The following is a 13,103-nucleotide window of genomic DNA, read 5'->3' as shown; positions in this document are numbered from 1 at the left end:
CCTTACGAAAAATCGCCCCAGCTCGTTGCAACTCCTCTCCTAGGAGCCGCGTACTAAAGTACTGTCTTCGTCGCTGCGCCTTGCTGGGACAATTTTGCGTAAGTCCTAAACAGAAAATTGTAATTACAAGTGATTTGAAAACCAGGAGCATATGATGAGTCATGTATTAAACCGGTGGGAGCCAGAGAACCTTGAGTTCTGGCACAAGGAAGGCAGTTCGATTGCGAATAGAAATTTATGGATATCCATTCCCAGTCTGATGTTGGCATTTACAGTGTGGATGCTATGGAGCGTGGTTGCGGCTAATCTGGACAAGGCCGGGTTTCATTTCGGCAAGGATCAACTATTCTTTTTGACAGCTTTGCCCGCCCTGTCTGGCGCGACCTTGCGGATTTTCTATTCTTTCCTGGTGCCTGTATTTGGGGGCCGCAAATGGACAGCGATTTCCACAGCGAGTTTGTTGATCCCTGCTATTGGCATGGGCTTTGCCTTGCAAGATCCAACTACCAGTTATTCCACATTGCTGGTGCTGGCGCTGCTGTGCGGTTTGGGTGGTGGGAATTTTAGTTCCAGCATGGCGAATATCAGTTTCTTTTTTCCAAAATCACGAAAAGGTTATGCCACTGGCATGAACGCCGGTATTGGTAATCTTGGCGTCTCGGTCGTGCAGTTCGTTACTCCGCTGGTGATTTCTTCTGCCATGTTCGGTGCTGCGATATCTGGTGACGGCTACCTGTTTCATAACGCCAAAACCGGTGCAGACAATATGTTCTGGCTGGGGAATGCCGGATTTATCTGGGTGCCGTTTATCGTTGTCGCTACCCTGATGGCCTGGTTTGGCATGAATGATATCGCCTCGGCCAAAGCCTCTTTTGCCGATCAGGCGGTGATATTCAAACGCAAACACAATTGGCTGATGTGCTGGTTGTATATCGGTACCTTTGGTTCTTTCATTGGTTTTTCTGCTGGGTTTGCGATGCTGATCAAGGCACAGTTTCCAGAAATTGATGTCGCGAAATTCGCTTTTCTTGGACCTTTGGCTGGTGCACTGGCCAGGCCGATTGGTGGCATGATCTCTGACAAAATTGGCGGTGCCAGATTGACATTCTGGGTATTCGTCGTCATGGCTGCCACAATTCTGGTCGGCATTTTGCCAGCCTTGCACGAGCATCAGTTCATGACGTTTTTAGTGTCCTTTATAGTCATGTTCATTTTGACTGGTTTGGGAAACGGCTCGACCTTTTGCATGATACCGATTATTTTCCAGCTTGACCGCGAACGTGCAGCGAAGGGCAAGGGAGACTCCGCCTTGAAACAAGCCCGGCTGGATGCTGCCAAAGAATCTGCTGCTGTGCTTGGTTTTTCCGGCGCTATCGGTGCTTACGGTGGTTTCTTTATTCCGCAAAGCTTCGGTACTTCCATCAAGATGACTGGTGCTCCTGACATGGCACTGTATGTGTTCATTGCCTTTTATGTCAGTTGTATGGCCATCACCTGGTGGTATTACTCACGCAAAGGTGCTGAGATGCCTTGCTGAAATTTTTGTACACGTCAGCGTCGCTATAAGAACCTCACCCTGTCAATCGCAGGGTGAGGTTTTTTATTGAAAAAACAAAACGTGAATGAAACAGCATTATTCAAACTGTGCATGGGCGGGCCATAGTCACAATTTGTGACGAGGCCGGCCCTAGTTCTAAAGGACTAGATGGACTAGTGCGAATGCGCAGCTTGGTACACCGCACCGAAGAATGGGCGGGACAGCTTTGATTCCCTACACTCTCAGTATGTAAATAAAGAACATGTGGGTACGTCGCCCACCTGATATGGAGAGTTACGATGAGTCATTTTCTGGATAGATTGAAGTTCATGTCGCGGGTGAAGTCTACCTTTTCCGATGGTCATGGCGCCGTGGTAGAAGAAGACCGAAAATGGGAAAATGGCTATCGCAGCCGCTGGCAGCACGACAAGATTGTGCGTTCCACCCATGGCGTCAATTGCACTGGATCCTGCTCCTGGAAAGTGTATGTCAAGAACGGTTTGATTACCTGGGAAACCCAGCAGACTGATTATCCGCGTACCCGCCCTGATCTGCCAAATCATGAACCACGCGGCTGCCCGCGCGGAGCATCCTATAGCTGGTATGTGTATTCAGCACAGCGCGTCAAATATCCGATGATACGTGGCCGCCTGATGGAAATGTGGCAAGAAGCCCGCAAACTCATGGGGCCGATAGAGGCATGGGAAGCCATCAGCCAAAATCCGGAAAAAGCCAAACGCTACAAGTCAGTTCGCGGCCTTGGTGGCTTTGTCCGTGCTGACTGGGATACGGCGCAAGAAATTATTGCTGCATCGAATGCCTATACCATCAAAAAATTTGGTCCGGATCGTGTGGTAGGGTTTTCACCTATCCCGGCTATGTCCATGGTGTCCTATGCTGCCGGTTCACGCTACCTGAGTCTGATCGGTGGTGTACCGCTGTCTTTCTATGACTGGTATTGTGATTTGCCACCAGCCAGTCCGCAAATCTGGGGTGAGCAAACTGATGTACCTGAGTCCGCTGACTGGTATAACTCGACTTACCTCATGGTATGGGGATCGAACGTGCCGCAGACCCGTACGCCAGATGCCCACTTCTATACTGAGGTTCGCTACAAAGGTACCAAGACAGTAGCCATTTCATCTGACTTTGGTGAAATGGTCAAGTTTGGTGACATCTGGATGGCCCCGAAGCAGGGTACTGATGCCGCGCTCGCCATGGCCATGGGCCATGTGATACTGAAGGAATTCCATCTCGGGAATAAATCGGCCTATTTCCGCAGCTATGTTAAACAATACACCGACATGCCCATGCTGGTACGCCTGGTAGAGCGTAATGGCAGCTATGTGCCAGATCAGATGCTGCGCGCTTCACAACTACCTGGCAATTTGAACGAAGCCAATAATCCAGACTGGAAAACCCTGGCTATCGATGAAATTACTGGTGACATCGTGTCCCCCAACGGTTCTATTGGGTATCGCTGGGGCGAGGGGAAATTTGACGACGGAGCCAAAGTCGGTCGCTGGAATCTGGAAGCCAAAGACGGCAATTCCGGCCGTGTAATTGATCCGCAATTGAGCCTGGTCGGTACGCATGACGAAGTGGTCGCCGTTGGTTTCAATTACTTTGGCGGTGCTGATGCCAATGATATGTTGTTGCGTCATTTGCCAGCAAAACGGGTCACTTTGGCGGATGGCAGTGTTGCCCTGGTGGCGACTGTATATGACTTGTCAATGGCGAACTATGGTGTTGATCAGGGTCTGGGTGGTGCGGTTGCGTCATCGTATGACGATGATGTCCCCTACACACCAGCCTGGCAAGAAAAACATACCAGCGTCAAGCGTGATCTGGTCATCCAGGTAGCGCGCGAATTTGCACAAAATGCCCATGACACCGAAGGCAAGAGCATGGTCATCGTCGGTGCTGCCTTGAATCACTGGTATCACAACGACATGATTTATCGCGGCATCATCAATATGCTCATGATGTGCGGTTGTATCGGTAAATCCGGTGGTGGCTGGGCGCATTATGTAGGACAAGAAAAACTGCGTCCACAGTTTGGCTGGGCACCACTGGCATTTGCCAGTGACTGGATGCGTCCTGCACGCCAGATGAATGGCACCAGCTTCTTCTATGCCCATACCAGCCAATGGCGTCATGAGAAACTGGCGCTGGATGAGATTCTTGCGCCGACTGCGGACAAGTCCAGGATCAGCCACATGAGCATGATAGACATGAATGCCAAGTCTGAACGTTTGGGCTGGTTACCGTCAGCACCGCAACTGGAAACCAATCCGCTGGATGTCTGTGACGCGGCAGCGGCAGCCGGCCTGACACCACAAGATTATCTGAAGAACAGTCTGAAATCAGGCACAGTCAACATGAGTTGCGATGATCCGGATAATCCTAAAAACTTCCCACGCAATATGTTTGTCTGGCGCTCGAACATCCTTGGCAGCTCTGGCAAAGGTCATGAATACTTCCTCAAGTATTTGCTGGGTACACAAAATGCCTTGTTTGATGACCCGGATGAAGCGGTCAAACCTTCTGAAGTCAAATACCGCCCGGTGGCGGCAGAAGGCAAGCTTGATTTGCTGGTGGTCCTTGATTTTCGCATGAGTACCACTTGCCTGTACGGCGATATCGTCTTGCCGACTGCAACATGGTATGAAAAGGATGACCTCAATACCTCTGACATGCATCCCTTCATTCACCCATTGAGCGAAGCAGTGCAACCGCTGTGGGAAAGCAAAACGGATTGGGAAATCTATAAAGGCATCGCCAAGAAATTTACTGAAATTGGTGGTGAATATCTTGGTACCCGTAACGACATCGTATTGCAACCGTTGATGCACGATACCCCGGGTGAACTTGGTCAGGCTTTTGAACCCAAGGACTGGAAAAAAGGTGAATGCGACCTGATACCTGGCAAGACTGCACCTAACTTCTTTGTCGTAGAACGGAACTATAAAGATATCTACAAGAAGTTTACTTCGATAGGTCCTTTGCTCGACAAACTGGGCAATGGCGGTAAAGGGATTAACTGGAATACCGAACATGAAGTCAAAGAAATCGGCGGTATTACCAAGGTCGTGACTGAAGAAGGTATCAGCAAAGGTCGCCCACGTCTGGAAAGTGCCATTGATGCCTGCGAAATGATACTTACCTTCGCACCGGAAACCAATGGTCATGTATCAGTCAAGGCATGGGAAGCGCTGGGCAAGATTACAGGTCGTGATCACACGCATCTGGCGGTTGGTCGTGAACATGACAAGATTCGCTTCCGTGACGTGCAGGCGCAACCACGCAAGATCATTTCAGCACCAACCTGGTCGGGCCTGGAATCTGAAGAAGTCAGTTACAACGCCGGTTACACCAATGTGCACGAATATATTCCATGGCGCACGCTGACTGGCCGCCAGCAGTTCTATCAGGATCACCGCTGGATGCTGGATTTTGGTGAGGGTCTGTGTGTCTACAAACCGGCTATTGATACAAAAACTGTGGCACCGATGTTGAATAAATCGCCGAATGGTGAAAAAGAGATTGTTCTCAATTTCATTACGCCGCATCAGAAATGGGGTATCCACTCTACCTATTCTGACAACCTGCGCATGCTGACCTTGAGCCGCGGTGGTCCACACGTGTGGATATCTGAAGGCGAAGCGAAAGAAGCCGGCCTGGTGGATAACGACTGGGTTGAAGTCTTTAACAGCAACGGCACTTTGACAGCACGTGTCGTGGTCAGCCAGCGTGTGCCAAAAGGTATGTGCCTGATGTATCACGCCCAGGAAAAAATCATCAATACCCCTGGAGCGGAACTTAGCGGCAAACGCGGCGGCATACATAACTCGGTGACGCGTGCTGTATTGAAGCCTACCCACATGATAGGTGGCTATGCGCAACTCGCTTACGGCTTCAACTATTACGGTACCGTCGGCAGCAACAGGGATGAGTTCATTGTCATGAGAAAAATGAAGAAAGTTGATTGGTTGGAAGGCAAACTGGAAGAGGAGTCAGCATCATGAGAATTCGCGCACAAGTCGGCATGGTACTGAATCTGGATAAGTGTATCGGTTGCCATACATGCTCAGTCACTTGCAAAAATGTCTGGACCAGTCGTGACGGTGTTGAATACGCATGGTTCAATAATGTTGAAACCAAGCCAGGCATAGGTTATCCCAAGGAATGGGAAAACCAGAAGAAATGGAAAGGTGGCTGGCACCGCAATGAGGCCGGCAAGCTGGAGCCAAAGCAGGGCGGCAAGCTGCGCATACTCGCCAATATCTTCGCCAATCCGAACTTGCCTTCGATTGATGATTATTACGAGCCATTCACATTTGACTATGAACATCTGCAAAATGCGCCCTTGATGCAGACACCGCCGACAGCCCGCCCTATCTCTGTGCTGACTGGCAAGAAAATGGACAAGATAGTCTGGGGCCCGAACTGGGAAGACGATCTTGGTGGCGAGTTCAGCGCACGCAGCAAAGACGCCTTGTTTGAAGGTGTGCAAAAAGAGATGTACAGCACCTTTGAATCCACCTTCATGATGTATTTGCCACGTCTGTGTGAACACTGCCTGAATCCGGCTTGCGTCGCTTCCTGCCCTTCAGGTTCGATCTACAAACGCGAAGATGACGGCATCGTGCTGGTGGATCAGGATAAATGCCGTGGCTGGCGCATGTGTATTTCTGGCTGCCCATACAAAAAGATTTATTACAACTGGAGCTCGGGCAAGGCTGAAAAATGCACCTTCTGCTATCCACGCATTGAGGCTGGTCAGCCTACTGTTTGTTCAGAAACCTGTGTAGGTCGCATACGCTATCTTGGTGTCTTGCTGTATGACGCCGACAAAATTGAGGCAGCCGCATCGGTGCCGGATGAAAAGGATTTGTATGAAGCGCAGCTTGGTTGCTTCCTGGATCCGCATGACCCGGAAGTGATAGCCGAAGCGCGCAAGCATGGGATACCTGAAAGCTGGATACAGTCAGCGCAAAAATCCCCCGTCTACAAAATGGCGATGGAATGGAAGATTGCTTTTCCTCTGCATCCGGAATACCGCACTTTGCCTATGGTCTGGTATGTACCGCCGCTGTCTCCTATCCAAAAGGCAGCAGAAGCAGGTCATATGGGCATGAACGGCATTATTCCTGATGTGAAGTCTTTGCGCATCCCTGTGCGTTACCTGGCCAATTTGCTGACAGCAGGCAAGGAAGAACCGATAACCAATGCCCTGGAACGCATGCTGGCCATGCGCGCCTACAAACGTTCTGAAACTGTGCATGGACAACTGGATCATGAAGTGTTGAAACAGGTCGGACTGAATGCCGCCCAAGTGGAAGACATGTACCAGACGCTGGCGATTGCCAACTACGAAGATCGTTTCGTGATTCCGTCTTCACACAAGGAAATGGTGGAAGACAGCTTCAATGAAAAAGGCAGTTGCGGATTTACTTTTGGTAACGGTTGTTCGGGTGGTACCTCGGATGGTGCCCTGTTTGGCAAGAAACCACAAGGCAGCGTGATTTTTGTGGAAATGCCCAAGTCGCGCAAGAAAATGTCGACCACCGAATAATTTGTCCGGGCGCAGAAAATGCGCCCTGTACTGACGCAAAAAAGGAAATCGTATGCAAATTTATCGCATTTTATCGGCATTGATGAGCTACCCGCAGCCGGATCTCATTGCAGCCTTGCCTGAAATTGAGCAAGCCTTGCAAAATGAGCCAGAATTTCTGGATGCCTTGCAAGTCATATTGAGTTATCTGAAGTCAAACAGTCTGATAGCGCTGCAAGAAAACTATGTAGGTACGTTTGACCGCACACATTCATTGTCCCTGCATCTGTTTGAACATATTCATGGTGAAAGCCGTGACCGTGGGCAGGCCATGGTCGATTTGATAGAAGAATACCGCGCCCATGGTTTTGAGCCAGAGGCCAGTGAATTGCCGGATTTCGTTCCGCTGTTCCTGGAGTTCCTGAGTCTGATGGATGAAACAACGTCTGAAAAACTGCTTGGCGAAGCCATTCATGTGCTGGCAGCGATAGGTATGCGTTTGCAACGCAAGGACAGCCCCTATGCCAATCTGTTTTTGTTGCTGACAACATTGACTGATGTGGTACCACATGAACAGGGGGAGCCTCCGGTACGTGACATGGATGATGCAATGGAAACTTTTGGTCCTGGTGCGGATGGCGTGGAACCTTTATTGAAGCCCAATTTGTCGGGCACGCATCCAGTGAATTTTTATCCCAGACAGCCTAAACAAGGCGCTGTTGCAGCCCAATAATCAGGGAGACCCTCATGACTTATCTGCATCAATTTATTTACGGGATTTATCCCTACATCGCGCTGGCCATTTTTCTGTTTGGCAGCCTGGCGCGTTTTGAGCGTGAACAATATACCTGGAAGAGTGACTCTTCGCAGATGCTACATACCGGCAATCTGCGGCTGGGCAATATCCTGTTTCATGTGGGCGTGTTAGGTCTGTTCTTCGGCCATCTGGTCGGTTTGCTGACCCCGGTCATCGTGTGGGACACAGTAGGTATCAGCCACAGCTTCAAGCAAATGATCGCCATGGTTGCTGGTGGTATCTTTGGCACGCTGTGCATGTTGGGCTTGCTGATCTTGTTGCACCGTCGTCTTACTGATGCCCGTATTGCTGCGGTGACAAAAACGGGTGACAAGGTCTTGCTGTTATGGATATTTGTGACACTGGGCCTGGGCTTGTCGACAATTTTTGAATCGGCAAATCATAGTGATGGCCACATGATGGTGTTGCTGATGACCTGGGCGCAGCACATCGTTACTTTCAAAGGAGATGCTGCCGAGTTCATCGTTGCTGCACCTTTGCTGTTCAAGCTGCATTTATTCATGGGTTTGAGCTTGTTCGTGATCTTCCCGTTCACCCGTCTGGTGCATGTCTGGAGCGGTTTTGCTTCAGTAACTTATATCAGCCGTGCATGGCAGTTGGTAAGGCCACGCTGATTTTTCATAGGACTGACGCAAAACCGCCCCAACTGCGTTGCAGCTCCTTGCCGTACTAAAGTACTGTCTTCGTCGCCGCGCCTTGTTGGGACGATTTTGCGTAAGTCCTGATAACGTAAGTTGAGTTAAGTAAGGGAGAACAATATGCCAGTCATTGTCAATGATTACGAACTGACAGACGCCGATATGGAGCAGGAATTGCCAGCGCATCAGGATGCCCCAGATGCGATGAAAAGTGCCATGACTGCTCTGGTACTGCGTCGTGTCTTGCTCGATGAGGCACGACATCTGGGCTTTCAGCAAGAAGACGAAGATGCCCGCATCGATGCCTTGCTGCTGCAGGAAGTTAAAGTGCCGACACCTGGGCGTGCCGAATGTCTGCGTCAGTACCAGGCCTATCCGGATCGCTTCAAGGTCGGTGAACTGGCCGAAGCCAGTCATATCCTGTTTCAGGTCACGCCCGGTGTTGATCTGGAAGTCTTGCGCAAACATGCCTCCGTGGTGCTGGCAGACTTGCTTGAAAATCCATCTCTGTTTGCCGAATGTGCAAAGGCAAATTCAAATTGCCCGTCAAGTGAAGTGGGTGGCAGCCTGGGACAGATAACACGCGGTGCGACAGTGCCAGAGTTTGAGCAAGCTGTATTTGCGGCAGATGCTGGACGCATTATTCCCAAACTGGTGGAAACACGCTTCGGCCTGCACATCATTCAGGTAGGTCGCAAGATGGAAGGGAACTTGCTGTCTTTTGAAGATATAGAAAACAGTATCGCCAAGGCGATGCATCGGGCCAGTCACGATCATGCCTTGCGCCAGTATCTGCAATTGCTGGTGGGGCGTGCAAAGATTTCTGGCATAGATATACAAGGTGCGGATACTCCGCTCGTTCAGTAAAAGAGAAAGTGAATCATGTCACAGGCAATGCAAAAACTCGTGCTTCAACATAACGAATGTGATGAGCAGTTAAATCGCTGTGAAGCTGCTTTGCACAAGGGGGATATGTCTGCAGCCGGACGTAATTTCCGTTTGTTCAGCGAGCAACTGGATAGTCATTTCAAACTTGAAGAAGACAAGCTTTTTCCTGCACTGGAAAAAGCGACCGGAATGCAGAATGGCCCGACCGTGGTCATGCGCAGTGAGCATGCTGAAATCCGCAGTTTGCGTGATGAGGCAAGTGCTGCCATCGAAGCTGGCCAGGCAGATCAGGCGTTGGCTGTCCTGGATACACTCAACGTCTTGATCCAGCAGCATAATGTTAAAGAAGAGAACATCCTGTATCCCATGTGTGGTGGCAGTATTCCCAATCTGGAAGCGGTTCTGGGTATGGGTAGTACTTGTTGCGGTGCCTGTTCTTGCGGTTAAGACTGGGGCCGTTTGCTCTGTTTATCCGATGAGGTCAAGAACCTGATGCACGTCAATGGCTAGCCTGAAAGTTCTTAACTACGAGCTATCCCCATCACCAGCCACTATCTTTGGCTGTTTATTACCTGCGCCATGGATGGGTATGTTGACGGGTCTGTTGCTGGTGTTAGGCCCTCATCAGGGCTTGCCGGACAGGTTTGCACCTTTGACTTTGGCGCTGACTCACTGTCTGGTACTGGGGATGCTGGCACCCATCATGATTGGTGCCTTGTTTCAATTAATGCCTGTGGTGGCAGGACAAGCAGTGACAGGCGCACGCAGAATAACCCCTTTTGTTGCGCTTGGCTCTGCTTTGATTGCAACGGGCCTTAGCCTGGGATTTTTGCAGGGTATCACCAAAGGTTTCATTTTTGCCGGCATGCTGGCTTTGCTACTGTATGGCGCAGTTATATTGGCTTTGCTGGCAGCGGCGTGCAAGATCGTAGTCGTCGATGCCACCACTCGTACTTTGCGGTGGATAGCACTGGCGTTTTTTCTGGTCGTGGCACTGGGTATCGGCCTGGCAGGCAACTTTGCCGGGTGGTGGCAACTTGATGTCACCTACTTGCTGAACCTGCATGTGGGCTGGGGATTGACTGGCTGGATAGCGACGCTGGTGGTTGGTATCGCATCGACCACGGTGCCCATGTTCTGGCAAACGAAACGACCGTCAGCCTATTGGCAAAGGGCATTACCCGGTGTACTGTGGCTACCGCTATTGTTGGCATTCTGGCCAGCGCTGCAGCAGTTTGCTTTGCTGTTTGCCTGCCTGATGATTTTCCTGCTGGCGTTTGTTTCGGTTGTGCTTGTCTGGCGTGCCAGGCGTCGCTTTGATCCGGTCTGGGGCTTATGGCTGGTGTGTGCTGCCAGCTATATGTGCGCGGCGCTTGTGGCTGCTCTGCCCGCTTTGCTCAAGCATATTGGTGGGGCTACCCTGCCGGGTTTTATGTTGCAGGCACTACCCTGGTGGATTGGAGTGCTGATACTGGTTGGTGGTGCGGTATTACCGGTCAATGCAATGCTGGGTAAAATTATTCCATTCCTGGTGTTTCTGCATTTGAGAAGACAGACACCAATGGGGCAACGCGTACCCACCATGCAGGCAGTACTGCCGCCCCAGCGGCTGATATGGCAAGCGCGTACCGTATTACTGGCATTTGGCTTGCTGTTGTTATTGCCGCTAGCACCGGTCTGGCTTGCTCCGCTGGCAGGAATTACCTTTTCAATATCACAGGCATATCTTGGCACCTTGCTGATTAAGTGTTTATTGCGTTATCGGCATGAATTGAAAGCCGTGTTTCAGACCGGCTAAAATATCCATATACGCCAAAAGAACTATTCATCTTTAGCTTTGCGGCGAATTGTGCCATTGCATGTCAGCGACCACAATGCAGATATGGACACTCCTGCCTCCCATTCATCTGAATCTTCCCTGATAGACCGTTTTGGTCGCCGGGTCAGTTATTTGCGTCTGTCCGTAACTGATCGTTGCGATCTGCGTTGCAGTTATTGCATGCCCAAAGGGTTCTCCGGTTTTGAAGAGCCAGAGAATTGGTTGCGCTTTGATGAAGTCACGCGTGTTGTTGCTGCATTTTCCCGCATGGGAGTGGGGCGTGTGCGCTTGACTGGTGGCGAACCGCTGTTACGTCGCGGCTTGCCACAACTGGTGACACAATTATCCAGCTTGCCAGGTTTGAAAGATATTTCGCTGTCCACCAATGCGACGCAATTGCACAAACATGCTCAAACCTTGCATGACGCAGGCGTGCACCGCATCAATGTCAGTCTGGATAGCCTGGACCGGGCTTGTACAGAAAAAATCACCGGGCGTGACAGTTTCGACAGCATCATGGCCGGGCTGCAAGCTGGCAAGCAAGCGGGTTTCGACCCCATCAAGCTCAACATGGTGGTGATGCGTGGCATCAACGACCATGAAATCATGCGCATGGCGCAATTCTGTTTTGAAGAAGGCTTTATCTTGCGTCTGATCGAAGCGATGCCCATGGGCGAAACCGGGCGCAATAGCCAATATATGGATATTGGACCGATACGTGATCAATTGGTCAGCAAATTTAATTTAATTCCCGCTGCGGCAGAGTTGGGTGGAGGACCTGCCCGTTACTGGATGACGGGCGACAGTAAAGGCACGATAGGATTCATTTCCCCGATCAGCCAGCATTTCTGCGCTACGTGCAACCGTGTGCGTTTGTCGGTAGATGGCACCTTGTATATGTGCCTGGGTCAGGAAGAGAAATTCGAATTGCGCCCTTTGCTACGCGCTGGTGTCAGTGATGCAGAGCTGGAAACAGCCATACGGACAGCAATAGAATTAAAACCAGAGCGCCATGAATTTAAGGAGCAACCACAAAAAATTATCCGTTTCATGTCCCAGACCGGCGGCTAGCAGCGCAATGGAATAAAAGCGGAGTAAAAAATGGAAGTCAGAAATATTCAGCAATTCATCGAAGGTTTTCAGCGCTTTCAGAGTAAATATTTTACGGGTGAAGATCGCCTGTATGAAAAGCTGAATCACGGTCAGAATCCCACGACTTTATTGATCGGCTGTTGTGATTCACGCGTGGATCCTGCCCTGTTACTGGATTGCGATCCTGGGGATATTTTCGTGATTCGCAATGTTGCCAACCTGGTGCCACCCTGCAATGAATCAGCACAGCAGCACGGCGTCAGCGCGGCAATACAGTTTGCCGTCGAGGCATTGAATGTCAAGCGTGTCATCGTCATGGGGCATGAAAAATGCGGTGGCATTCGCGCTCTGATGCAAGGATACCAGCCGAGTCGGCAAATCGATTTTATTGGACGCTGGATGAAAATAGTTGAGCCAGTCAAACAGCAAGTGTTGCAGCAATTGGTGAATTGCTCAGAACCAGAACAAAACCGTGCCTGCGAATTGGGCGCAGTGATTAATTCCTTGAATAATTTACGTAGCTTTCCATGGATATCCGAGCGCGAAGCTGCAGGCGAAATTGCCTTGCACGGATGGTACTTTGATATGAGTAACGGCGCCTTGCTGGCATATTCGGAACGTTCAGATGCATTTTTACCAATGGTATGCCCGCTAAACATTTCTGCTAAAACCAAAATTAAGGACATCTCTTACAGTGAGCCATAAAATATCCTGCAAAGAGCATATACTTCATTTAACTATGCCAATTAAGTACC

Annotated in this window: 10 protein-coding genes; all 10 read left to right on the top strand. The window is 50.2% G+C overall.

Going from position 1 to position 13,103, the window contains the following annotated elements:
* Positions 1–151 precede the first annotated feature (151 nt).
* The 10 genes from AC1RVX_RS14750 (at position 152) to AC1RVX_RS14705 (ending at position 13,053) form a co-directional block, all read left to right on the top strand.
* On the top strand, positions 152–1,537 hold the full coding sequence (locus AC1RVX_RS14750; RefSeq protein ID WP_493217346.1) for a NarK family nitrate/nitrite MFS transporter: 1,386 nt from the start codon (positions 152–154) through the stop codon (positions 1,535–1,537).
* Positions 1,538–1,836: 299 nt separating this feature from the next.
* Positions 1,837–5,565 carry a nitrate reductase subunit alpha gene (locus tag AC1RVX_RS14745; RefSeq protein ID WP_493217345.1) on the top strand — a complete coding sequence of 1,243 codons (3,729 nt, stop codon included), beginning with the start codon at positions 1,837–1,839 and terminating at the stop codon, positions 5,563–5,565.
* A complete protein-coding gene (narH, locus tag AC1RVX_RS14740; protein ID WP_493217344.1) occupies positions 5,562–7,115 on the top strand; it encodes a nitrate reductase subunit beta in 1,554 nt (517 codons plus the stop codon). The genes AC1RVX_RS14745 and narH overlap by 4 nt, the downstream gene beginning before the upstream one ends.
* Positions 7,116–7,167: 52 nt before the next feature.
* Positions 7,168–7,827: a nitrate reductase molybdenum cofactor assembly chaperone gene (gene narJ, locus AC1RVX_RS14735; RefSeq protein ID WP_493217343.1), complete on the top strand. Its 660-nt coding sequence runs from the start codon at positions 7,168–7,170 to the stop codon at positions 7,825–7,827.
* Positions 7,828–7,841: 14 nt separating this feature from the next.
* Positions 7,842–8,525 (top strand): respiratory nitrate reductase subunit gamma, encoded by a 684-nt coding sequence (gene narI, locus AC1RVX_RS14730; RefSeq protein WP_493217342.1) that lies wholly within the window; start codon positions 7,842–7,844, stop codon positions 8,523–8,525.
* 144 nt (positions 8,526–8,669) lie between these two features.
* Positions 8,670–9,416: a peptidylprolyl isomerase gene (locus tag AC1RVX_RS14725; protein ID WP_493217341.1), complete on the top strand. Its 747-nt coding sequence runs from the start codon at positions 8,670–8,672 to the stop codon at positions 9,414–9,416.
* A gap of 39 nt (positions 9,417–9,455) precedes the next feature.
* Positions 9,456–9,884, top strand: coding sequence for a hemerythrin domain-containing protein (locus AC1RVX_RS14720; protein WP_493217340.1), 429 nt, complete (start codon positions 9,456–9,458; stop codon positions 9,882–9,884).
* Between the two features lie 55 nt (positions 9,885–9,939).
* Positions 9,940–11,235, top strand: a complete 1,296-nt coding sequence (locus AC1RVX_RS14715; RefSeq protein ID WP_493217339.1) for a hypothetical protein — start codon at positions 9,940–9,942, stop codon at positions 11,233–11,235.
* 84 nt (positions 11,236–11,319) lie between these two features.
* The gene (moaA, locus tag AC1RVX_RS14710) at positions 11,320–12,327 is read left to right on the top strand and encodes a GTP 3',8-cyclase MoaA (RefSeq protein WP_493217338.1); all 1,008 of its coding nucleotides are present in this window, start codon (positions 11,320–11,322) and stop codon (positions 12,325–12,327) included.
* Between the two features lie 30 nt (positions 12,328–12,357).
* On the top strand, positions 12,358–13,053 hold the full coding sequence (locus tag AC1RVX_RS14705; protein ID WP_493217337.1) for a carbonic anhydrase: 696 nt from the start codon (positions 12,358–12,360) through the stop codon (positions 13,051–13,053).
* The last annotated feature ends 50 nt before the right edge of the window (positions 13,054–13,103 follow it).

This window comes from Undibacterium sp. GW821-FHT11B02 (genome assembly GCF_058808955.1).
The sequence above is the reverse complement of the archived record's forward strand: the minus strand, read 5'-3'. Positions and strand labels throughout refer to the sequence as shown.

What these genes read in the sequence shown, in the direction of transcription:
- narJ (WP_493217343.1), top strand. Translation starts at nt 7,168, where the DNA reads ATGCAAATTTATCGCATTTTATCGGCATTGATGAGCTACCCGCAGCCG.
- AC1RVX_RS14750 (WP_493217346.1), top strand. Translation starts at nt 152, where the DNA reads ATGATGAGTCATGTATTAAACCGGTGGGAGCCAGAGAACCTTGAGTTC.
- moaA (WP_493217338.1), top strand. Translation starts at nt 11,320, where the DNA reads ATGGACACTCCTGCCTCCCATTCATCTGAATCTTCCCTGATAGACCGT.
- narH (WP_493217344.1), top strand. Translation starts at nt 5,562, where the DNA reads ATGAGAATTCGCGCACAAGTCGGCATGGTACTGAATCTGGATAAGTGT.
- AC1RVX_RS14705 (WP_493217337.1), top strand. Translation starts at nt 12,358, where the DNA reads ATGGAAGTCAGAAATATTCAGCAATTCATCGAAGGTTTTCAGCGCTTT.
- AC1RVX_RS14715 (WP_493217339.1), top strand. Translation starts at nt 9,940, where the DNA reads ATGGCTAGCCTGAAAGTTCTTAACTACGAGCTATCCCCATCACCAGCC.
- AC1RVX_RS14725 (WP_493217341.1), top strand. Translation starts at nt 8,670, where the DNA reads ATGCCAGTCATTGTCAATGATTACGAACTGACAGACGCCGATATGGAG.
- AC1RVX_RS14745 (WP_493217345.1), top strand. Translation starts at nt 1,837, where the DNA reads ATGAGTCATTTTCTGGATAGATTGAAGTTCATGTCGCGGGTGAAGTCT.
- narI (WP_493217342.1), top strand. Translation starts at nt 7,842, where the DNA reads ATGACTTATCTGCATCAATTTATTTACGGGATTTATCCCTACATCGCG.